19 protein-coding genes and 1 tRNA gene are annotated in these 21,384 nt (G+C 63.6%); 6 read left to right on the plus strand and 14 right to left on the minus strand.

Annotated elements, in window-relative coordinates:
- Positions 1 to 687 precede the first annotated feature (687 nt).
- The 3 genes from IFT54_RS07495 (at position 688) to IFT54_RS07505 (ending at position 3,992) form a co-directional block, all read left to right on the plus strand.
- Positions 688 to 1,938 (plus strand): hypothetical protein, encoded by a 1,251-nt coding sequence (locus IFT54_RS07495; protein ID WP_192070101.1) that lies wholly within the window; start codon positions 688 to 690, stop codon positions 1,936 to 1,938.
- A 491-nt stretch (positions 1,939 to 2,429) separates the two neighbouring features.
- Positions 2,430 to 3,197: a hypothetical protein gene (locus IFT54_RS07500; RefSeq protein ID WP_192070102.1), complete on the plus strand. Its 768-nt coding sequence runs from the start codon at positions 2,430 to 2,432 to the stop codon at positions 3,195 to 3,197.
- A 102-nt stretch (positions 3,198 to 3,299) separates the two neighbouring features.
- Positions 3,300 to 3,992, plus strand: a complete 693-nt coding sequence (locus IFT54_RS07505) for a hypothetical protein (protein ID WP_192070103.1) — start codon at positions 3,300 to 3,302, stop codon at positions 3,990 to 3,992.
- A gap of 361 nt (positions 3,993 to 4,353) precedes the next feature.
- On the opposite strand, the gene IFT54_RS07510 is transcribed toward IFT54_RS07505, so the two are convergent.
- The 3 genes from IFT54_RS07510 to IFT54_RS07520 form a co-directional block, all read right to left on the minus strand.
- Positions 4,354 to 4,965, minus strand: a complete 612-nt coding sequence (locus IFT54_RS07510) for a hypothetical protein (RefSeq protein ID WP_192070104.1) — start codon at positions 4,963 to 4,965, stop codon at positions 4,354 to 4,356.
- A gap of 288 nt (positions 4,966 to 5,253) precedes the next feature.
- Positions 5,254 to 5,763 carry a DUF6265 family protein gene (locus IFT54_RS07515; RefSeq protein WP_192070105.1) on the minus strand — a complete coding sequence of 170 codons (510 nt, stop codon included), beginning with the start codon at positions 5,761 to 5,763 and terminating at the stop codon, positions 5,254 to 5,256.
- A 17-nt stretch (positions 5,764 to 5,780) separates the two neighbouring features.
- Positions 5,781 to 5,975 carry a hypothetical protein gene (locus IFT54_RS07520; protein ID WP_192070106.1) on the minus strand — a complete coding sequence of 65 codons (195 nt, stop codon included), beginning with the start codon at positions 5,973 to 5,975 and terminating at the stop codon, positions 5,781 to 5,783.
- A gap of 162 nt (positions 5,976 to 6,137) precedes the next feature.
- Between IFT54_RS07520 and IFT54_RS07525 the strand changes: the two genes are divergently transcribed.
- Positions 6,138 to 6,314, plus strand: coding sequence for a hypothetical protein (locus IFT54_RS07525; protein ID WP_156363390.1), 177 nt, complete (start codon positions 6,138 to 6,140; stop codon positions 6,312 to 6,314).
- A 760-nt stretch (positions 6,315 to 7,074) separates the two neighbouring features.
- Here IFT54_RS07525 and IFT54_RS07530 read toward each other — a convergent pair.
- From IFT54_RS07530 to IFT54_RS07555, 6 genes are all read right to left on the minus strand, one after another.
- A tRNA-Lys gene (locus IFT54_RS07530) sits at positions 7,075 to 7,150 on the minus strand.
- 117 nt (positions 7,151 to 7,267) lie between these two features.
- The gene (rodA, locus tag IFT54_RS07535; RefSeq protein ID WP_031392826.1) at positions 7,268 to 8,377 is read right to left on the minus strand and encodes a rod shape-determining protein RodA; all 1,110 of its coding nucleotides are present in this window, start codon (positions 8,375 to 8,377) and stop codon (positions 7,268 to 7,270) included.
- Entirely contained in the window at positions 8,374 to 10,446 is a 2,073-nt protein-coding gene (mrdA, locus tag IFT54_RS07540) for a penicillin-binding protein 2 (protein WP_192070107.1), read from the minus strand. The genes rodA and mrdA overlap by 4 nt, the downstream gene beginning before the upstream one ends.
- 13 nt (positions 10,447 to 10,459) lie before the next feature.
- Entirely contained in the window at positions 10,460 to 10,981 is a 522-nt protein-coding gene (gene mreD, locus IFT54_RS07545; protein ID WP_031440173.1) for a rod shape-determining protein MreD, read from the minus strand.
- A 46-nt stretch (positions 10,982 to 11,027) separates the two neighbouring features.
- Positions 11,028 to 11,915 carry a rod shape-determining protein MreC gene (mreC, locus tag IFT54_RS07550; RefSeq protein ID WP_192070108.1) on the minus strand — a complete coding sequence of 296 codons (888 nt, stop codon included), beginning with the start codon at positions 11,913 to 11,915 and terminating at the stop codon, positions 11,028 to 11,030.
- 101 nt (positions 11,916 to 12,016) lie between these two features.
- The gene (locus tag IFT54_RS07555) at positions 12,017 to 13,060 is read right to left on the minus strand and encodes a rod shape-determining protein (protein ID WP_031439534.1); all 1,044 of its coding nucleotides are present in this window, start codon (positions 13,058 to 13,060) and stop codon (positions 12,017 to 12,019) included.
- Between the two features lie 149 nt (positions 13,061 to 13,209).
- Between IFT54_RS07555 and mutL the strand changes: the two genes are divergently transcribed.
- Entirely contained in the window at positions 13,210 to 15,024 is a 1,815-nt protein-coding gene (mutL, locus tag IFT54_RS07560; protein WP_192070109.1) for a DNA mismatch repair endonuclease MutL, read from the plus strand.
- A 290-nt stretch (positions 15,025 to 15,314) separates the two neighbouring features.
- The gene (locus IFT54_RS07565; protein WP_192070110.1) at positions 15,315 to 15,626 is read left to right on the plus strand and encodes a DUF1272 domain-containing protein; all 312 of its coding nucleotides are present in this window, start codon (positions 15,315 to 15,317) and stop codon (positions 15,624 to 15,626) included.
- Positions 15,627 to 15,791: 165 nt separating this feature from the next.
- Here the strand turns inward: IFT54_RS07565 and IFT54_RS07570 are convergent, their stop codons facing one another.
- The 5 genes from IFT54_RS07570 to IFT54_RS07590 all read right to left on the minus strand — a co-directional run bounded on the left by IFT54_RS07570 (position 15,792) and on the right by IFT54_RS07590 (position 21,217).
- The gene (locus IFT54_RS07570; RefSeq protein WP_031440198.1) at positions 15,792 to 16,103 is read right to left on the minus strand and encodes a hypothetical protein; all 312 of its coding nucleotides are present in this window, start codon (positions 16,101 to 16,103) and stop codon (positions 15,792 to 15,794) included.
- Between the two features lie 205 nt (positions 16,104 to 16,308).
- The gene (locus IFT54_RS07575) at positions 16,309 to 19,389 is read right to left on the minus strand and encodes a TonB-dependent receptor domain-containing protein (protein ID WP_192070111.1); all 3,081 of its coding nucleotides are present in this window, start codon (positions 19,387 to 19,389) and stop codon (positions 16,309 to 16,311) included.
- Between the two features lie 268 nt (positions 19,390 to 19,657).
- Positions 19,658 to 20,020, minus strand: coding sequence for a Rap1a/Tai family immunity protein (locus tag IFT54_RS07580; RefSeq protein WP_031393653.1), 363 nt, complete (start codon positions 20,018 to 20,020; stop codon positions 19,658 to 19,660).
- Positions 20,017 to 20,829: a hypothetical protein gene (locus IFT54_RS07585; RefSeq protein ID WP_192070112.1), complete on the minus strand. Its 813-nt coding sequence runs from the start codon at positions 20,827 to 20,829 to the stop codon at positions 20,017 to 20,019. Before IFT54_RS07585 ends, IFT54_RS07580 begins: the two co-directional genes overlap by 4 nt.
- Before the next feature lie 76 nt (positions 20,830 to 20,905).
- Positions 20,906 to 21,217 (minus strand): hypothetical protein, encoded by a 312-nt coding sequence (locus tag IFT54_RS07590; RefSeq protein WP_031393980.1) that lies wholly within the window; start codon positions 21,215 to 21,217, stop codon positions 20,906 to 20,908.
- Positions 21,218 to 21,384: the final 167 nt, after the last annotated feature.

Below are 21,384 nucleotides of genomic sequence, written 5' to 3' on the forward strand. Positions count from 1 at the left end.
ATTTGTGTTAAATTTTTCTTCCGCAACAAGACGTTGGCGCGGAATTTAAGGTCAGAGATGCTCATACGGGGAGGGCGATGACTTAGGCTTTAAAGTTAACCATGCCGACAGTGTTCTCGCGTGGCAGGACCCGCGCGGAATACCTCGATGATGAGCGACTGTGACCCAAGCGGAAAGCCGTGGCCTTTGTTGTGGCATCTGTTGCGATGAAGGCGCGCGTGATGTCCAGGTTGGTTAAAATTCATGAGATAATCTGCAGCCACCTTGAGTGGCTGCGCATCGCGGCAGCTCGATACGATCAAAGAGGTGCGGCCCATGGCGATGCCAGCGTTTTATCAGCCAACACGCGATCGCCAGGCCGGAGGCTTTTCGCCTCATTCACCATCTTGGTCAGGAGAGGGTATTCTGGCGACCATCGGGTCGCGTCGTTGATCTGCAGACGGGGAGGGCATAGGGGGTGGGGACAGCGCTTTGCGTGTTTTAGGCTCAGCTGGAGACCGGTATGCTATTCCGAGAAATGGTCAGAAAGGTGTTCCTATGGCCCGGAAAACTCTCTGATAAGAATGCTGCGGACGATCGCGCGCCGATCGGATCGGAAACCTGTAACCGTGGACAGGAAAAGTCGAAGGGTAAAAGGCTTTCCGTCGAGTGCGACCCATGGTGAGGGCAGGGCGCGTCCAATCAAACGTGTCGGTTGGCAGCACGGTTGCAGCCGAATCTATGCCGCTTAGCGTCAAGGGCAATTATGTCGCCGTGGCGCTGATTCTGGTAGCTGTCTTATACAATGCGGTTTTAGCAACATTGGTCGCGCGAGGTGTGCCGTTAGGCTACTCCAGTGTAGCAGCGGTTGAGGTTTTGATAACGTTCAGTTGTTTGGCACTTTCGCTTTCGACTGGTGTTTCTAGTCGTGACGTTATGCCACTCGCCCTGCTTTGGTTTATTGTCGCGCTTGCTTTAGTTGCATCGATATGTTTTAATAAGATATACATTGGTAGTATTAGAAACTTCGCGCTGATAGCTGTCTTTGGCATGCTGGGTCAGAGAATGGATATGAATTTCATTCGAAAGGCCTTTTTTATTGCATCTGCAATGACCCTTGTTGTTTTGATATGGGAAATTGCATCCGTGGAAAGCTATGCATCGTTTTTCTCGCCAGCGCTCTATTACGAGCTGACGCGGGGGACCGCGAGAAGCGAATTTGACGAATCCGGCCTTAGTGTAGGGACTATCGTTTTCGAGGGGCGTTTCAGTCTGGGGATTTTCTCTGGACGCCGCACCTCGTCAATATTTCTTGAGCAGGTTTCAATCAACTCATACGCTATCGTTTGCATGGCATTTTTGAATGGTTTGTGGGGTCGCCTGACGTTTGCGGAAAAGGCTTTGCAGATTGCGACTATTATTCTCATTATTACCAGTAATAATGCGAGAATGGGCGCGTTGATGTGCCTGGTTATGCCAATCGGATATTTTGTATTTCCGTGGCTTAATCGTAATTTTATATTTGCAATACCGTTCGTAATTGTAGGTACAATATTCGCATTATCCTCTTACCTTCAGAATGCTGTTGGAGACGATATAACTGGCCGGCTAGGTGTCACGTATCGCCTTCTCGACAACGTTAAGTTGACAGACCTGTTTGCAGGAAATCCGCTCGTAGTAGAGAAAACGTTTGATAGTGGTTATGCTTTTATCATGGCCTCAATCGGATTGTTTGGCGGTTTTGCCTACCTTCTGTTTTTGGTGTATTATCCAAGGCATGAAACCGACGAGCAGCGAAGGGCTTCGTGGAGTCTCGCGATTTATATCCTTGCCTGGCTAACCGTGGGCGGAACCGCGACATTCTCGATAAAAACTGCAGCACTGTTATGGTCGTTCATTGGTTGTCTGAGTAAGCCGTCAGCGACGGTTGCGATCAAGCCGGCGGCGGCAATGTCTTAGTTGGTTCGGGCGGGTGCTGCCTACCAACGGGAAATGGCGATGATACCGAAAATTGTGCACCAAACAGCTCAGTCAAAGGATTTGACTTGGGAAGCAAGAATGGTGACCCGCCGTATCGCAAAAATCTTGCCAGGGTGATCAGTGTGGCTCTGGGATGATCATAACAATCTGTGCCCGATCCAGCAGCACCTTCCTCAGCACGCAGTGCAATATGATGCAATTGTCCGTGGTGTAGTCAAGGCGGATATTACTGGAATATGCAACATGCATCCCTTCGGTATGTTCTGCACGCATGCCGAATAAAAATTGACAAGACCTTTTGACGATAAGCTTACGGCATAGGATTGTATCTTCGGTGTTAAAGCGGGCGACATATCTATCAGTCACGGTACCTATGGTTTAGATACGAATTCCGAACCTGGGAATGCATGCTTTGACGCGTCGCGAGGTCATCCATCTTCTAGAGCGTTGCGGCGACGCGCGGCATGGAGGTGAGCGAGTTCAAAGAGACCGGCCTGTTCAACAACGCGGCGGGGTTCGAATCGCGCTTTTCCTTTGGCGTCTTTTCGGGCGCGCGGACCTCGTCGGTGTTCCTGGAGCAGGTTTCGAACGCGAACTTCGCCGGTATCCTCTGCGTGTTCCTCGTCGCCACATGGGGGCGGCTGAGCGTCGCCATCCGGACGACGATGGTGGCGACGATCCTGCTGATCCTGCTCTCGAACAACACGCGGACGTCGTCGGCGCTGGCGGTGGTGACGATGATGGGATATTTCATATTTCCCCATCTGTCGCGGTGGTTCACCCTCCTGATCGCACCGGTGCTGGTCCTGCTGGCGTTTCTCGTCGTCGGTGACAATGTTGAGCATACCGACGATCTGATCGGCCGGCTGGGCATCACCACCGAGGCGCTGCGCAAGCTCGACATTCCGACCATATTCGGTGCGAATGCGATGAAGGCGCGGCATCTGATGGACACCGGCTTCGGCTATGTCACCGCCTCCAGCTCGATCTTCGGGCTGATCGCGATCTGGCTGTTCTTCTCGCTTGGCCAGCGCGCGACGGACACCGCCTCGAAGCGCTGCGCCTGGGCGACCGCGGTCTATCTCTTCGCCAACATGATGATCGGCGGCACCGCGATCTTCTCGATGAAGGTCGCCGCCCCCTTGTGGATGCTGGTCGGGTATATGGCGGCCACCGCGCCCAAGCCTCAGGCGTCGCGACCGAATGGCCCCGCGCCTCGAGGATCGATCGCGGCCTGAAGCACGGCCCGGCGTTCCATCCGGGGAGTATTGGCGTCGGTGTGCTATGTCGGGACCGATTGGCTGCATAAAACCTAATTCAATCTGATACGTAGCTTTTCCATGGCAAGCAGCGAATCTCCCTCAACGGCAACCCGGTCTGCGGAAGCACTCCCCGACGATCCTCCCCGGCAACCGCCGGCCATCGAGCCGGCCGATCGGGAATATCTGGTCGCCGCGAGCACGATTCCGGGTTCGCACTACGGCGCAAGGATCGGGAGCAACGCGGCGCTCTGGGCGCTCGCGAACCAGCGTCAGGACATCGACAAACGTTTGTCGGTCCTCACGGCCCGTAACCAAAGAAGCATCCGTACGGCACGATATTCGGCGATCGCCGCGGTCGTTCTTGGGATCATGAGCACGGTTGGCGCAGCCTATTACACCCGCCAGGCAGATCCCCGCCCGGCTCTGGTCAAGGCTCCCGTTGCCCAAACCCCAAATGCCCCCATCGCACCGCCTGTCAGGCCGCAGCCAGCCGCCATCTCGACCGCAGTTCCAGTTGAAGGTGGCATCATTCCGGTGGCGCAGAAGGCCAATGCCGCGTCGAGTCAGGCTCGAGCGTCAATGCCCAAAAAGGCACGGAGGCTTTCACCCGCGAAACGCAAGGTGCGGCGTGCGCGCGCGCGGTCGTCAAGGTGGATTGCACAGCCTCTGCACGGTGCAGCGCTTCGGCGGGCGTTGATCGCCGATCGCAAGCGGACAAGGGAACTCAATCAAGCCCAGCTGAGAAAATTGACACGCCGACGTCGCGACTGATCGCGAGCCGTTGCCCTCTCATGGCGGAGACACCCTCCGCCGCGGCCGATCACAGTTCACAGCAACTCGCGATCGGCAAGCAGCCTATGCCGCGACGGAGCTTACCGATGCACCAGCAGGCCGTAATATGGTCAGCCGAATCCAGAGATGGATCATGCCTGCCTGCTCGTCCGCTTCCGCCCAAAGTCGGACGATCCGGTAGGCAACTCGCAGTCTAAAAAGCGGCCATCTGTTCATGCCGATGATGCCAAACCCGGCGATGACATGATGCAAAAATCAAAAGTTTTGGATCACGAATGAGGTGGGATCAGCTCGCCTGCCAGCGCGTAGCAGCCGACACCCGCCCGCCGGCTCCTCGCTGTTACATCCAGTAGTGAGCTACAACCATACCGACGCCAATAGCTCCAATCACTATTCCGAGATGGGAACGTCGTGGTTTATAAGAGAGAAATTGCTCGGTATTTAGTAGATCGGTTAAGTCCGGTGCCTTGCCCGCTGTAAGCCACGGATGACGGCTTGCTAGTGACTCTGCTAGATCACGCGTGAACTCTGGACCATCGCTCCAAGTTTTGTGCCGATCTAATAGCTTTTCTGTTTCTAATTTTACGTTCGCTTTCCAAATTGACGGATCGGATAAATAGTCTTTAATAGATGACAGATTTTTAGCAGCCTCAAATACAACGTCGCTAGGACTAGGCTGGATTCCGATAGCAGCGAGAACCTCAATTAGACCCGGGCGGTAATTTAGTTCGCCGCTCAAAACTGGATGGACGGCGCGACTAAGCCTAACGCCATAATCCTGCTCCCCCCTGCTGTTGATATAACTGATTACGACACCGTCTTTTTCGATAAATGCCTGCGTATTATAACCAAGAATGCCGTCGGATTGGATAAGCGACCAGCCCTGGCCTGACACCAGCACAGCCATGGGAGGACAGACATCACTCAGCGGAAGCACTTTGGATTCAAACATCGCGCCTTTTTGACAGGCACCAATTGCGAAAACCTAAATGTCAGCTTGCCGGTTGCGATGCAAAACTCACAAGTTTTGCATCGCCCAAAGGGCGGCGGAAAACCGAGGGTTCCGCCGATGCAAAAGATTGATGCATGTGGGATGCTGGCTCAGTGGCCGGTATCCTGGGGTGCTGCCCCCAAAGCGGAAGGTCCGCTTTCCACCAACTCCGGCCATTCCGCTTCCAGCCCCAACACAGACATCTGTCGAAATCGACGTCGCGGACACCTCACCACCAATCCCGCTAACCTATCGAACCAACGAGCGCGTCCGGACCAGTCTGAAGGGAACCTCGTTCGTCGTGCCCTTTTCGGTGATCCTTACCCACATAGTTAGCGCGCTCGGGCTCGTGCGTTCGATCGTCATGCCGTCGAAAAACCATCGATCTTTCTCTACCGCCACCAGCGGGAAGATCACGGGCTTGCCCGTCCCATCTTCCCAGCCCGTCATGTCCGGGCTGAAGTGACGAACCCGATAGGCCAGCGATCCCCGGAGCGGGACGTAATCCACGAGTTCGGTAAACGATACGCCGCCCTTGCCGTCGGCCATCGCGAAATGGCCCGTGATCCGGCCTCCCAGCGGCGCGGAGTAGGTTTCCGTCACGTCGGAGCCCATTCCCGTGCCGACCCAGCTGCCAGCCAGCCAGGCCAGTTGATTGATTGACGCGGGTGGCGACGTGCCGGTCCCCAGTGAGCGCGTGTGCTGCGCTGTCGCTGGAACCGCCATCGCAAGACCAATAGCGGCCAAGGTCCGTATCACGGCACGTCTCCCTGTGATCAGGCGCAGCCTAGCGCCTCGGCCGACGGAATCCACCGCGACTTTCGTGCCTGGAACGCGGCCGCGTCGACCAGCACGATCACGCGAAAATTTGTCCCCGGGTCGATCGCGGCATGCTCGGCCTGCCCGAACAGGCGGTCGTTGCGACCTTTCGGCCTTGCCCGGCTCACCACGTCCTCGGCCCTGGGTATCACGGCACCAAGGGCACTATGGTACTTTGGTTGCTCGCAAAATTTACCGGAATTTTGGGTCGGAACCAATGCGCCGCTCAATTCTTGGACTCTCACGAACTCAGTTACGTCGCAATTAACGCGATTGTGAAAAGAGTTAAACAATAGGGTTAATAGGAGATCACGATGCGCGACAAGGCCTCGACACCACATGGTGCTGGATCAGCAAACCAGGATCGTGGTTACTGCCAGCGGATGCCGAGCAGTGTGAAGGCGGGCAACCGAGATCTCGGCATGTTCAATCGCAGCAGCGTGAAAGGCGAGAAATACCAGGGCCATGGTACGACGCCGGCCTATATCTAAGTCAAAGTCGAGCTCGGCTTTCACTGGCGACAGACGTCGGGCGCATATCTGAGAGATCGGCAAGGTCAGCGACGGTGAGCCGTACAAGCGGTTCGGCCATCGCGGTTGCCGAACATGCACGCATGCTTGCGACCACCCGCAAGGCGTGCCCGATGAGCGTTGCGCAGGAGCCTATCGCTCCACATCATTTGTCCCGTCATGGTCGGGACGTCACCGAAGTCGATCCGTGCCGAGGTGCCGTGGCCTTCGACCAGCCTCGTTATTCGTACAAACGACGCCACGATCCACGGCGTTAACCATTTCTTAACCACAAAGCCTCACCCGGCAGATGAGGCCTCGCCTCCCCGCAAGGGTTCCCTGCTCGTCATGATGCCGCCCCAGCTGGGACGGGCAGGGACTGCGACCCAATGAGCGAGTCCTGCCGACCGCTGCCGGCGCGTCTGGGACGTATTCGGCTTCGAGAATGCCACAGGCACCGGGTGCCGCGCGATCGCGCGGGCAGGGGCGCAGCTAGGCGAGCAGGCCCCCTTATACAGTCCGAGACGGCCAACCCGGCCGTGCGGCCGATCTCCGGTCACGCGATGCTCAACGTCATGCGATCCTGCAGCGAGCCAATCGCGAACAAGGCGCGAAAGATCGCGGTCGCACGGCAGGCGCACATCATTCAGTTGGGAGAGAAACTGTCGGAAGACAGATCAGACCATGTCGAACAGACATGACTCCGCCGCAGTGGAAAACGTTCGTTTTCTGCGGTGGAGAATGGTGGACGCACTTGGGCTCGAACCAAGGACCCGCTGATTAAGAGTCAGCTGCTCTACCAACTGAGCTATGCGTCCATTCCGGGGCGGTTTTGAGTGGCGCCCTGGTGTGGCGCCCCGCTGCTGGAGGCGCGCTGTTAGCAGACTCATCGGGGGCCGCAACCCCCTTTCGTCCAAATTGCTGTCTTTTTCTGCTTACCAGCGGGTCGTCTTGCGATTTTCCCGGTCGATCGACATCAATATCCCCAGGCACAGCAGCACGGTCATCTGCGACGACCCGCCATAGCTGAACAGCGGCAGCGGGATGCCCACCACGGGGGCGAGGCCCATCACCATCATCAGGTTGATCGCGACATAGAAGAAGATCGTCGTGGCGAGCCCCGCAGCGGCCAGCCGCGCGAACCGCGACTGCGCGCGCTGGCCGACCTCGATCCCCCAGCGGATCACCAGCAGGAAGGCGAGGATCAGCAGGCAGCCGCCGACCAGCCCCCATTCCTCCGCCATCGTCGCGAAGACGAAATCGGTATGCCCCTCGGGGAGATAGTCGAGATGGCTCTGCGTGCCGTTGAGGAACCCCTTGCCCCACAGCCCGCCCGATCCGATCGCGATCTTCGACTGGCTGATGTGATAGCCGGTGCCCAGCGGATCGCTTTCGGGATCGAGGAAGATCAGGATGCGGTTGCGCTGATAGTCGTGCAGCGCGAAGTTGATCGCGAGCGGGATCGCGACCGACGCGGCCACCGCGCCGCCGACGAACAGCCTCAGCGGAATGCCCGCCAGGAACATCACCGTCGCGCCGCCCGCGCAGATCATCAGCGCGGTGCCCAGATCGGGCTGTTTCATCACGATCGCCGCGGGGATGCCGATCAGCACCGCGGCGGGCCAGACGGCCGCGAACCGCCGCGTCTCGTTGGGCGGCAGCATGTCGTAGAAGCGCGCACAGGCGAGCACGATCGCCGGCTTCATCAATTCGGACGGCTGCAGCCGGATGAAGCCGAGGTCGAGCCAGCGCTGGCTGCCCCCGCGCACCGCGCCGAGCAGCTCGACGAGCACCAGCGCGAGGACGAGCGCACCATAGGTCGGCCACGCCGCCGCCTTCCAGACGCGCTCGGGGATGCGCGAGAGCACGACCGACCCTGCCAGGAGGATGAAGAAGCGGATGCCCTGCGGCAGCGTCCAGGGGCGCAGCGAGCCGCCCGCCGCCGAATAGAGCACGACCAGCCCGAAGGTCCCGATCGCCGTGACCAGCAGCAAGGTCCGCCAGGGCAGGGTGGCAAGCTGTTCGGGGATGATCCGCGATGTCATTGGCCGCGCTCCGTGGTTCCGTCTTCCGCGACCCCGCCGCCGCCGCCCGCAAGATCCGCCTGGGTCCGGTTGGCGACGTCGGTGGCGTTCTCGACCGCCGGGGCGTCGCTCGGCACGGTCGCGTCGGTCTTGGTCGCGATTGCGGCGGGCGGGGCGCTTTGCGCCGCGCGATAGCTCGCCGCGGTCGCCGCCATCCGCGTCTTAATGTCGCCGCCCCAGGTCGGTTCGACCTCGGCAAGCGACTTCAGCGCGCGCTCGCGGTCGAGCATGTAGGTCATGATGTCGCGCCCGATCATCGGCGTGTCGAGGTTGCGCACCGTGTGGCCATTATGCTCGAGCACCACGGCGAGCGCGTAGCGCGGGTTGTCCGCGGGCGCGAAGCCGATGAAGAGCGCATGGTCGCGCAGCTTGAACGGCAGCTGGCCGTTCTTGAGCACGCCCGAGCGCCGCTCCGCCATGGTGATGCGGCGGACCTGCGCGGTGCCGGTCTTGCCCGCGATCGCGACGCCCGGGATCAGCAGCTTGGCCGCGCCGCCGGTGCCGCCCTGGTTGATCACACCGAACATTGCCTCGCGCACCCGCGCCAGATTTTCCGAATCGATCGCCAGCGCGGGCGCGTCGCGGTGGACCTGGCTGGCGAGAATGCTCGGCTGCAGGTCGCGGCCCGACGCGATCCGCGCCGCCATCACCGCCAGCTGCAATGGGTTGGCGAGCACATAGCCCTGGCCGATCGACGCGTTGAGCGAATCCGCGACCGTCCAGGGTCGCTTGTACTTGTGTAGCTTCCAGTCGGGGTCGGGCATCGTCCCGAACCGCTGCGTCGAAAAGGGCAGGTCGAACTTCTGCCCCATGCCCAGCGTCCGCGCGATCGGCGCGATCGCGGCATAGCCGACCCGTCGCGCCATCTCGTAGAAATAGATGTCGCAGCTCTGCATGATCGCGTTCTTGAGGTCGAGCGGCCCGTGCCCGCCGCGCTTGTGGCAATGGAACACGCTCGTCCCCAGCCGCATCGCGCCCGAACAATTGACCCGCGCGTCGGCCGGGACGCCGGCATGCAGCAGCGCGAGCCCGTTCATCGGCTTGACCGTCGAGCCCGGCGGATACAGCCCCTGCGTGACCTTGTTCATCAGCGGCACGTGATCGTCGTCGCTCAGCATCTGCCATTCGAGATGGCTGATCCCGTCCGAAAAGCTGTTGGGGTCGTAGGCGGGCATCGACACCATCGCGAGCATCTCGCCGGTGCGACAGTCGATGACGACCACCGACCCCGAATTGGTGCCCAGCCGGCGCGCGGCATATTCCTGCAGCCCCGCGTCGATCGTCAGCCGCGCGGTCTTGCCCGGCACGTCGGGTTTGGTTGCTAGCTCGGCGACCAGCTTGCCGCGCGCGGTGACCTCGACCCGCTTCGCGCCCGCCTCGCCGCGCAGCGCGGGTTCGAGCATCTTCTCGAGCCCGTCCTTGCCGAGCTTGAAGCCGGGGGTGACGAGCAACGGGTCGCGCGTCTTCTTATACTGTTCGGCATTCGGCACGCCGACATAGCCGGTCAGATGCGCGACCGCGGCCCCCGCGGGATAGTTGCGCGCAAAGCCGCGCGTCGGCGCGACGCCGGGCAGCTCGGGCAGCCGCACGCTGACCGCGGCGAACCGCTCCCAGTCGAGATTCTCCGCGACCTGGACCGGCTGGAACCCCGCGGCATGATCGAGGTCGATCGCGATCCGTTCGATCTCCTCGGGCGGCAGCTGGAGGATGCGGCCGAGCAGCGGCAGCACGCGCTCCTTGTCGCGCAGCCGGTCGGGGATGATGTCGACGCGGAAATCGGTGCGGTTGTTCGCGATCGGCACGCCGTGGCGGTCGACGATCCACCCGCGCCGCGGCGGCAACAGCGTCATGTTCACGCGGTTGCTCTCGGACAGCATCGTGTAGCGTTCGTTCTGCGCGATCGACAGCCAGGCCATCCGCCCGGCCAGCATCAGCCCGACGCCACCTTGCACCGCGCCCAGCATCCAGGCACGGCGCGAGAAACTATAGGCTTGCGACATCTCGGTCACGACACGCGGCGGCCGTCTCATTCGGAAACCCGCCTCATTCCTGAACCCTGCGTCGTTCGATCGTCGCGACGATCCGTGCCGCCAGCGGGAAGAGCATCATGGTGATCACGATCTGCGCCAATAGCACGGTGTCGACATGCGTGCCGACCCGTACGCCCAGAAATCGCCCGCCGATCACGCAGCACGCGATTCCGCCGCTCGCGATCAGCCAGTCCTGCCAGAAATCGCGGTAGACCAGCCGCTGCTCGATCATGTCGATCGCCACGAACGCCAGCGACCAGAGCAGCACCGCGCTACCCAGCGGCTGTCCGCTGAGCAGGTCGTCGAACAGCCCGAGCGGTGCCGCCGCCCAGGGGCGCAGCGCGTAACGGGCGAGCAGCCGCCATGCGAGCAGCATGACGAACCCGAACGGCGGCAGGATCGGGATCGTCGCGATCAGCGGCACGATCGTCATCAGCGATCCCGCCATGACGGTCAGCCACGGGATCGCCCGCGCCCGGCCGCCTGCGACCTTCGGTTCGAACGGCTTATAGTCGACGCTGTTGCGGGTGGTCACGGCTGGTCGATCATTTGGGAGAAGACGGGATAGGGTGGTTTGGCAGTCACTTGGCGCTATTGTCGGAGGGCGCAAGGGGGCGCGGCGGCGGCACCGGCATGAAGCCGGGCTCGACCACCGCGAAATCGAAGGTGTCGGGATTGGCGAAGGTCCGCGCCATCACCGAATCCGCCCCCGCGGTCATCACCCGCGCGACCGGGATGCCGGGCGAATACAGCCCGCCCACGCCCGACGTGACGAACAGGTCGCCCGCGTTGAACTTGACGTTGGTCGCGTTGACCGACCGGACGTCGAGCATGCCATCGCCGCGCCCGACCGCGATCGCGGGCAGCCCGTCGCGCGTCCGGCGGATCGGCACGATGCTGTCGCCGTCGGTCAGCAGCATCACCCGCGCCGCATTCGGGCCGGTCTCGACGACGCGCCCGACCAGCCCGTCGGGGCCGCGGACCGCCATGCCCGGCCGCACCCCGCTCCAGCGGCCCGCGTTGAGCAAGGCGAAACGGCGCCCGCTCGACGCGCTCGAACTGACCAGTCGCGCGGTGACGACCGGTTCGGCGATCCGGTCGCGGACCTTCAGCAGCGATCGCAGCCGGCGATTGTCATAGGCGATCGTCCGTGCGCGCATCAGCAAAGCGCGCGTCTGGTCGCGCTCGCGGCGCAGCGCGACATTTTCCTGGCGGACGAAGAAATAGGTCCCGATTGCCTCGGGCACCGCGGCGACCCCGCCCACGACCCAGGCGAGACCCGACGACACCGGCGCGGTGAGTCCCGCCACACCCATCCGTGCGCCGGCAAAGGCGGGCGGGTTGAAGGTCGAGACGACGAGCAACGCTGCGCCCACCACCGCACCGGCGATGGCGAGCACATAGCCTACGAACACCCCATATTGACGCCGTCGGGAAAACCCCGTCCGGCGGTCGCGGGCTGGCGCCATGCGCCTGTCCCCTCGTTCTCGGGCATCGCCGGGTCCGGGGCCCTATCCCCGCGACTCGGTCGATGCGATTTCCACTGACCCGTTTCCCACCTACACGCTTCTCAGCCGCTCATCAGCACGCCGCGGAACAGCGGGTCCTCGAGCGCGCGACCGGTGCCCAGCGCGACGCAGGTCAGCGGGTCCTCGGCGACCGTCACCGGCAGCCCGGTCTCGTCGCGCAGCACCTCGTCCAGCCCCTGCAGCAGCGCGCCGCCGCCGGTCAGGACGATGCCCTGGTCGACGATGTCCGCGGCCAGCTCGGGCGCGGTGTTCTCCAGCGCGACGCGAACGCCCTCGACGATCGTCGCGACGGGCTCGCTCAGCGCCTCGGCGATCTGGCCCTGGTTGATCTGGATTTCCTTGGGCACGCCGTTGACCAGGTCGCGACCCTTGATGTGGATGATCGTGCCGATGCCGTCGACCGGCGGCTTGGCGATGCCGACCTCCTGCTTGATCCGCTCGGCGGTCGCTTCGCCGATCAGCAGATTGTGGTTGCGGCGGACATAGCTGACGATCGCCTCGTCCATCTTGTCGCCGCCGACGCGGACCGACGTCGTATAGGCCAGCCCGCGCAAGGACAGCACCGCGACCTCGGTCGTGCCGCCGCCGATGTCGACGACCATGCTGCCGATCGGCTCGGTCACGGGCATGTCGGCGCCGATCGCGGCCGCCATCGGCTCCTCGATCAGCCAGACCGTGCTCGCGCCCGCGTTCGACGCGGCGTCGCGGATCGCGCGGCGCTCGACCTTGGTCGACCCCGACGGCACGCAGATCACGATTTCGGGCCAGCGGGCGAAGCGGCGCGGGCCGTGCACCTTCTGGATGAAATATTTGATCATCTGCTCGGCGACGTCGATGTCCGCGATCACGCCGTCGCGCAGCGGGCGGATCGCCTCGATATTGCCCGGGGTCTTGCCCATCATCAGCTTCGCGTCGTCACCGACCGCCTTGACGCGCTTGATGCCGTTGATCGTCTCGACCGCGACCACCGACGGCTCGTTCAGGACGATGCCGCGGCCACGGACATAGACAACCGTGTTCGCGGTGCCGAGGTCGATCGCCATGTCGTGCGACATGAACTTGAAGAAACGCGAGTAGAAGGCCATTCAATCAGGGTCCCGTAATCCTGGCCGCCGGACGGGCGGCATTTCGCACATCATCTCGCGGGCCCCGCCGGTGTTTTCGAGCACCGGGTGCCTAATAAGCGGGCGTTTGCGGGTCGCGGGATGCCGTCGCTTGGTCTAGACGCAAACCCATGTCAATACGGCGTCTCCCCGAGCATCTCGTCAATCGTATCGCCGCCGGTGAAGTGGTGGAAAGACCCGCCAGCGCGTTGAAGGAGTTAGTCGAGAACGCCATCGACGCGGGCGCCGGACGCATCGCGATTCTCCTCGTCGAAGGCGGCACATCGCGCATCGAAGTCGCCGACGACGGATGCGGCATGACGCCCGCCGACATGATGCTCGCGCTCGAACGGCACGCGACCTCGAAGATGCCCGACGAGATCATCGAATCGGTCGTGACGCTCGGCTTTCGCGGCGAGGCGCTGCCCTCGATCGCCAGCGTCGCACGGCTGACGATCGAAAGCCGGGTGAGGGGGGCCGAGGGCTGGTCGCGGATCGTCGACAATGGCCGCGTCGAGCGCGAGGGCCCCGCCGCGCTGCCCCCCGGCACGCGCGTCGTCGTCGAGGATCTGTTCGCGCGCGTCCCCGCCCGCCGCAAGTTCCTCCGCTCGCCGCGCGCCGAATATGCCGCCTGTCTCGACGTCGTCCGCCGGCTGGCGATGGCGCGTCCCGATATCGGCTTCACGATCGAGCATGACGGCCGCCGCACGCTGGCGGCGACGCAGGTCGAGGACCGGCCGGGCCGGGTCGCGACGCTCACCGATCGCGCGCTCGCCGACAATGCGGTCACGATCGATCTCGAACGCCCGGTCGACTCGGGCATGCTCGTGCTCGGCGGGGTCGCCAGCCTGCCGACCTACAATCGCGGCATTGCCGATCACCAGTATCTGTTCGTCAACGGTCGGCCGGTGAAGGACCGGCTGCTGATGGGCGCGATCCGCGGCGCCTATGCCGAGATGCTCCCGCGCGACCGGCACGCGGTCGTCGCGCTGTTCCTCGACGTCCCCACCGACCAGGTCGACGTCAATGTCCACCCCGCCAAGACCGAGGTCCGCTTCCGCGACCCCGCGATGGTAAGAGGCCTGATCGTCTCGGGCCTCCGCCGCGCCCTCGACGCCGCCGGCCACCGCAGCCAGCGCGCCAGCGACTCCGCGCTCGCCATGTGGCAACCTGAAACCTCCTCTCCCCCCGGGGGAGAGGAAGGGGCCCGCCCGCAAAGCGGGTGGGAAGGTGAGGGCACGCCCCAAAGACTGCCGCTCGAAAACCGCAGCTACGCCACGGTAAACGACGCCCGCCCGACGTTCTTCGCCGCCCCCCCACAGGCCAGAGCCGAACCCGCCTGGACACCCCCGCCGCAAACCTCCTCCTTCCCGATGGGCGTCGCCCGCGGCCAGGTCGCCAAGACCTATATCGTCGCCGAGGCGGAGGACGGTCTCGTCCTCGTCGACCAGCATGCCGCGCATGAACGCCTCGTCCTCGAACGGATGCGCGCTGCGCTCGCCGGCGGCACGGTCGCCAGCCAGGCGCTGCTGATCCCGGAGGTCGTCGAACTCGACGAACCCGCCTGCGACCGGCTCGAGGCGCGCGCCGCCGAACTGTCCGAGTTCGGGCTCGACCTCGAACGCTTCGGCGCGCGCGCGATGCTCGTCCGCGCGACCCCCGCCTTGCTCGGCCAGAGTGATCCGAAGGGGCTCGTCACCGACCTCGCCGACGAACTCGCCGCGTTCGACGAGGCGCTGTCGCTCAAGGAACGGCTCGACGCGGTCGCGGGCACGATGGCCTGCCACGGCTCGGTCCGCGCCGGCCGCATCCTCTCGGTCCCCGAGATGAACGCGCTGCTGCGCGAAATGGAGATCACCCCCCATTCGGGCCAATGCAACCACGGCCGCCCCACCTGGGTAAAACTCGCGCACGGCGACATCGAGAAACTGTTCGGCCGCAAGTAAACGGTACGGCGAGGGGGGGGGGCGGGCACCGTCTCCCACGGTCCCCCACACTCCCCACATTCCCCACACTCCTCACACTCCGTTCGTGCTGAGCGAAGTCGAAGCACCGCCACCCGGAACACACCCTTCGACTTCGCTCAGGGCGAACGGACAAGGGACGTCATCTAACCCTCAATGACGGTCATTCCGGATGAACCTCTGATCGCCCGTATGCGGACGCGCCAGGCGGACTGCTTGTTCTCGTCGAACGCCGACTGTAGGACACCGTTGTCAGTAACAGGGAGAAGTCAGTGGCACTCGAACTTCGACCGAACTGCGAGTTTTGCGACCGCGACCTTCCACCGCATGCGACCGAAGCTCGAATCTGCACTTATGAGTGCACGTTTTGCTCAGACTGTGTCGACAACAGATTGCAGAATGTGTGCCCCAACTGCGGCGGTGGGTTCACCCCCAGGCCGATCCGCCCAGCTACCGAGTGGCGGCCCGGATTGTCAGTAGCGAAGCGCCCGCCTTCCTCGCAACGCCGCTTTCTCAATTACGACTTGGCTGACATTGAGGCATTGTCCGCACGCGTGCGGCACATCCGGCCAGAAGAGCGGTAATCAGGTCGGCGGCTATTGCCATCTGCCTTCCCGCCGACGCGTTGGCCCACTCCAAAAGGCGAGCCCGGCGCCCGGCAATAACGCCACCCGATCCCGCCCTCACATCCGCGTCACAAAAAAAAAGCCCCCACCGTCAGGTGAGGGCTCGTGACGTCAGGCGAAGTCTTACTTCTCGCCATTGTCCTTGACGCCCACGGTGGGCACGTCGACCGTTTCGGTCTCGGTCTTGACCTTGGGGACCTCGACTTCGGTCTTCTTCGTGCCGACGACGACCGCCTTAGAGTCGAGATCGACATTCGGCATGTCGCCGCCCTTGACGGAGACCTCCGGAAGCGAACCTTCCTTCACGTTGGCGCTCCAGAACCCGGTCGCAAAGAGGACACCGACGATGGCCGCAATGACGACAAGGACGATGACGATCGTCTTGCCTGCGCCGCTCTTCTGACGAATTGGCTCGCCGCCCCGATAATCTGACATTTAACTCTCCCTGTACTTACAACAGGTTCGAACACTCTCGACGCAGTCTTGTTCCGTTTGCGTCATGACGTCGAAATTGCCGGCGCCCGGCACGCGGATCTTAACGCGTCTCGAGGGCGGAGCGACGGACGGACGTCGCCGGCGCGCTTCCCAAAAAAAAGGGGCCCGTCGCGAACGACGAGCCCCCCGATACGCCCCGGTTCGATCAGAACCGCACGGTCGCCCCGACTGCGAGGTTGCGGCCCAGCGCGTCGTAGCGCGCGGGGATCGTGTTGCTGCGCGCCAGGCTGATGTCGTAGGAATTCGCCAGGATCGGCGGCGTCTTGTCGAGCAGGTTGTTCGCGATCAGCCGGAGCGAGAAGTCGCGCGACACGGCGAAGGTCAGCGCCAGGTCGAAATAGTTCACCGGCGCGATCCTGTAGAAGGTCGTCCGCGCGCGGTCGGGCGTGCCGCCGATCGCCGGATCGCCCGAATTGTCCGCACTCGTCAGCGACCCGACATAGCGCCAGTTGAACGAGGTGCTGAAGATGCCGTCGCTCGTCGTATAGGTCGTCCGCAGCCCGTGCGACCATTTCGGCAGCAGCTGGCCGCAGCCATTGCCGTAATAGCCCGCACAATTGCGCTTGGGCTGGAGCGGCGAATCCTGCCCGCCGGCAAAGGTGGTCAGCGACCCGTTGAAGTTCCAGTCGATCTTGCCGGCCCCGCCCAGACCCAGCGTATACTGGCTCTGGAAGTCCCAGCCGCGCGCGATCGAGAAGTAATAATTGGTCGTGCCCGCGCGGATGAAGCCGCTGGTCGGGTTGTTCGCGGCGGCGGCGTAGAGGATGCCGGTGCCGGGCTGGCGGACGATCCCCGAGCAGAAGAACGGGTCGCCGTTCGAGCGCTGGCAGCCATCGGTGTAATAGCTGTCGTCGTTATAGCCGAGCGAGTTGTTGATCTTGATCCGGTAGCGATCGACCGAGAAGACCAGCCCGCGCAGGAAGCTCGGCTTCACGACCAAGCCATAGGTCTGGGTATAGGCGGTTTCCGGATCGGCGGTGAACCCGCCCGATCGCACCGTGCACTGGTCGTTCGGGCACAGCAGGGTCGCGCTGCCATAGAGTGCGTCGGACAGCCCGGTCGCCGCGCACACCTCGCGCGAGGCGATCGGCGTGGTCGTGGTGATCGTCCGGCCGGGATTGGCGGGGTCGGCGATCTGGCGCGGCACGGGGGCGCAGAAGTCGTTCTGCGATCCGCCCTGCCGGCTATAGTTGATCGCGGTCGCCTGGCGGATCTCGAACACCGTCGGTGCGCGCTGCGCCTTGTTGAACGACGCGCGGAACGTCAGGTCGCTGACCGGGGCATAGGTGCCCTCGAGCTTCCACGTGTTGAAGGTCTTGGGATTGCTGCTGTATTTCGACACACGATAGCCGCCCGTGACCTGCAGCAGATGCGCGAAGCGGCGCTCCTCGATCAGCGGCGCCTGGACCTCGATGTTCGATTCCCACACGTCCTGGCTCAGGTTGAAATCCTCGCCGCCATTCTGCTCGCGGTAGATCGCATCGGCGGACGAGGCATAGCTGTCCTTGCGATATTCGCCGCCCAGCGCGATCGCGACGCCCTGGTTCGCAAAGGGCGAGGTGATCCCGTATTTGCCGAGGTCGCCGGTCACCGACGACACGATGTCCCACAATTTGGCGACGCCGGTCGAGGTGCCGCTGCGCGCGGTGAACAGGTAATCGGCGAGCGGTCCGCCGAGCGTCCCTGCGCTGAACGCGTTGAACGGGACACAGGTCGGGTCGACCCCCGACACGGTCGCCGCGCAGGTCGGCGTGCCGTTGACGCTGACGACGTTGAGCGAGCGGTTCACCCGGTCGAAATCGGCGAAATTGCCGAAGGTGATGTCCTGCTGGTTGCGCGAGAACACGCCGCCCAGATCATAGGTCCACGCCTCGCCGACGGTGCCACGGAACCCCGCGGTCGCGCGGATCCCCTTGTTCAGATAGACGTCGGGCGAGAAGGGCAGGTCGTTGAAGCGATAGCGCACGTCGAGCGGCGCGAGCGCCGACGTCCCCGCCTGCGCACCGCAGATCGTGCTGGCCTGCGACGTCGACAGGAACGGGTTGTTGCAGTTCACCTGGTACGGCGTGTCGCCATAGTTGGTGTAGCTGTAGACGCGCGTCGGATAGGGGTTCACCGACCTGTCGCGGAACCAGATCCCCGAGCCGTAGAGCTCGAGCTCGGGCGCGATCTTCGCGCTGACGAAGCCGCCGGCGGTATAGCGTTCGAATTCGCGCTGGTAGGAATAGCCGTCATAGGGGTTGGCCGCGTTGCCCGCGCCTGCGCCGTACGGCACGAAGCTGCGCGTGCCGGCGGGATCGTTGACATAGCCGACGCCGCTGTTCGCCCCGCTGCGCGGCGAAATATAGCCGCTCGGCGAATAGGTCGACAGCGAGCAGGACAGCGGGCCGTCCTTGCCAGTCTGGACCAGCTGGCATGCCGAGCTCGACCGTGCGTCATAGGGGACGTCATTGGCCTGGCGGTAATTGACGAAGCCCGACACGCGCAGCGCGCCGTCGAACAGCTTGGTGCCCGCGGTCAGCGTGACGTCGGACCGGCCGCCGTCATTGGTCAGCCCGCGCGGCGCCTCGAACGCGTTCGCGCGCGCCAGCGGCGACACGATCGTGTCCTTGTTCTCGTGATTGTAGAAGCTGTAATTGCCGTCGAGCTGGATCCCCTCGAAATCCTTCTTCAGGATGAAGTTCACCACGCCCGCGACCGCGTCCGATCCATAGACCGACGACGCGCCGCCGGTTAGCACGTCGACGCGTTCGAGCAGCGAGGGCGGGATGATGCCGACGTCCTGGCCGTTCTGCGTGCCCAGCCGCTTGCCGTCGACCAGCACCAGCGTCCGCTCGAAGCCGAGGCTGCGCAGCTTGATCCGCTGGCGGCCGTCCGAATCCTGATAGGTCTGCTGGCTGTCGGGCGACACCTGCGGCAGGCGGTTGAGCACGTCCTCGACGGTGATCGCCGCCTGCGCGCGGATGTCCTGCGCGGTGACCGAGGTGATCGGCGCGGCCGATGTCATGTTGGGCCGCTGGATCCGCGATCCGGTGACGACGATCATGTCGTCGGACACGGTCTTGGCCGTATCGCCCGCGGCGAACGCGGTCTGCGCATCGGCCTCGACCTTGGCCTGGGCCGGCGTCGCCGAGCTGTCCGTCGCGGTCTGCGCCGCAGCGGGGATCGCCGTCAGCAACAGCGATCCGGCAAGTGCAATATAGGACGTGGTATGTCTGAAGTTCATGAAGGCCCCCTTGTCCGGCTGCGCGATCGCGCTTGGTCCGGTTCCGGGGACATGAATTCTCCATTATGACTTATATGACAATACCCAAATATGACCGATTCATACGAATGTTGCGACGACGTTCAGAATAGGCACTATTTCGGTTATCGAAAGCCATCGCCGTTCACCATGGCGCCGCCCATTGCCGTGCCGCCCGCAGACGAATCGTCGCGGGTGGCACTTCGGCGGATTGTGAGAGGGCCGTACCGCTACCGGTACGGCGGGCGGACTAGCGTTTGGCGTTCCGCTTGCACGCAAAGGACCGGCGCAGCGCGTCGCGGACCACGAAGATCGGTGCGGCTTTCGCCTTCTTGCCCTTGGTGCGCAGATATTTGCGCGTCGTCGCCACCGCGTCGATCGTCGAGCCCTTGGTTGCCGAGGGGCAGATCTCGCGCGCCATCGACAGCGTGTCGAACGCGCCGAGGATATAGCCCGTGCAAAAGCTCGGCGCGGGGTCCGCATCCTTGCCGCGGCACTGCGCGATCAGCTCCTCGGTCGTCAGCGCGCTCACCACCACGGGGCGGTCAGCGCGAGCGGGGGTGCGGGCAGGAGTGGGGGCAGCGGCCACCGCGGCGAGCCAGAACAGGATCATGTCGGTTCGCTTTCCGCACCAGGGGTCGCCGCGACCGGCGTCGGCTTCAGATAGGGCAGCAGCCGCGCCCGCGGAAACACGTCGTCGAGCGTGCGGCTCTCGGGCAGGATGTACACAACGCCGCCCTTGCGGCGGAACAGCGGGCTCAGCTGGCCGGTATAGAATTTGCTGCCGACATTGATGCAGCCAAAGCTGATCCGGTTGTCCTCCGGGCTCGGCGACACCAGCCGCTCGACCCGGCGTTCCTTCTTGTGGGTCGTGATCACCGCATGGATCGCGACCGAATTCGCATAGTCGACCCACAGCACCGACTGGCGTCCGAACGCGCGCCCGAACTTCGTGACGAACCGGCCCGCAGGCGTGGTCCGCTCGGCGGGGCCGATCTCGGCCAGATCCTTCGCGCCGACGCCCGGCGACGAATCGTCACCGATCCCGACGCCGAGCAGCACCGGCGTCTGCCCGACATACGCGCCCTTCGCATCGAACAGCAGCAGCGACGCCGCCTGCTTGTCGATCACCGCATAGGGCAGCCCGGCATTGTCCTTCGCCGCCGCGACCCAGGCCACGATATGGTCCGCGGCCGGCGACAGCAGCGGCAGCGCGAGCGGCACGACCGGGGCAGCCACCGCCGCCCCGCGCCGCGGCTTCGCGCGCGTCTTGCCAACAGCCTTGCCACCCGTCTTGCCGCCAGTCTTCGCGGCGACCTTGGCGCCGGCAGCGGCCGCCAGCGGCACCGGCATGGCGACGAGCGCCAGCGCCAGGCCGGCAAGCGCCGCCGCCCGGTACCGTCCCGGTAACGGCCCTCTCACGCGCAAGATCCACTCACGATTGCGATCCTGTGCGGCGAAAGCCGTCCCGGGTATTGGCATGGATGCAGGGTCAGGCTCAGCCGCGCGGCTTGCGCTGGCGCTGCTGCATCTGCTGCTGCATCTTCTGCTCCATGCCGTCGACGCGACCGTTGATCTGGTCGATCCGCTGGCCGTTCTGCTGCGCCTGGCCGGCTGCGGCCTGGGCCTGGGTCAGCGCCTCGCCCGACGTGCCCTCGACGGTCCGCAGGCGGCCGTCCATGCCGTCGATGCGCGTGTTGACGGTCGCGATCTGCTCGCGGACAAAGCCCTTGGTGGCGCAACCGCCCAGCCCGATCGACCCGATCAGCAGGAGGGCAACCGTCGGATATTTCTGGAGACTCGTACGCATTTTCTTAACCTTTCCAAAAACTGGAACCTGCACTCAGCGATCACAATCGCGCGCTGACAATCGATTTTGGCCAGAATGTGCGTCTTCTGCGGTGGAGCAGGGGGCGGGGTGAATGCCGCCGGTTCGCCGCACCGTGCGGTTCATCTGCCCGCAACCTTTCGCCGGCC

The organism is Sphingomonas sp. CFBP 13714 (assembly GCF_014842205.1).
GTDB lineage: Bacteria > Pseudomonadota > Alphaproteobacteria > Sphingomonadales > Sphingomonadaceae > Sphingomonas > Sphingomonas aerolata.

Excerpts from the sequence above, each read along its gene's own strand:
- IFT54_RS07505 (WP_192070103.1), top strand. The coding sequence starts at position 3,300 with ATGGCAAGCAGCGAATCTCCCTCAACGGCAACCCGGTCTGCGGAAGCA.
- IFT54_RS07510 (WP_192070104.1), bottom strand. The coding sequence starts at position 4,965 with ATGTTTGAATCCAAAGTGCTTCCGCTGAGTGATGTCTGTCCTCCCATG.
- IFT54_RS07525 (WP_156363390.1), top strand. The coding sequence starts at position 6,138 with ATGCGCGACAAGGCCTCGACACCACATGGTGCTGGATCAGCAAACCAG.
- rodA (WP_031392826.1), bottom strand. The coding sequence starts at position 8,377 with ATGACATCGCGGATCATCCCCGAACAGCTTGCCACCCTGCCCTGGCGG.
- mrdA (WP_192070107.1), bottom strand. The coding sequence starts at position 10,446 with ATGAGACGGCCGCCGCGTGTCGTGACCGAGATGTCGCAAGCCTATAGT.
- mreC (WP_192070108.1), bottom strand. The coding sequence starts at position 11,915 with ATGGCGCCAGCCCGCGACCGCCGGACGGGGTTTTCCCGACGGCGTCAA.
- IFT54_RS07555 (WP_031439534.1), bottom strand. The coding sequence starts at position 13,060 with ATGGCCTTCTACTCGCGTTTCTTCAAGTTCATGTCGCACGACATGGCG.
- mutL (WP_192070109.1), top strand. The coding sequence starts at position 13,210 with ATGTCAATACGGCGTCTCCCCGAGCATCTCGTCAATCGTATCGCCGCC.
- IFT54_RS07570 (WP_031440198.1), bottom strand. The coding sequence starts at position 16,103 with ATGTCAGATTATCGGGGCGGCGAGCCAATTCGTCAGAAGAGCGGCGCA.
- IFT54_RS07575 (WP_192070111.1), bottom strand. The coding sequence starts at position 19,389 with ATGAACTTCAGACATACCACGTCCTATATTGCACTTGCCGGATCGCTG.
- IFT54_RS07580 (WP_031393653.1), bottom strand. The coding sequence starts at position 20,020 with ATGATCCTGTTCTGGCTCGCCGCGGTGGCCGCTGCCCCCACTCCTGCC.
- IFT54_RS07590 (WP_031393980.1), bottom strand. The coding sequence starts at position 21,217 with ATGCGTACGAGTCTCCAGAAATATCCGACGGTTGCCCTCCTGCTGATC.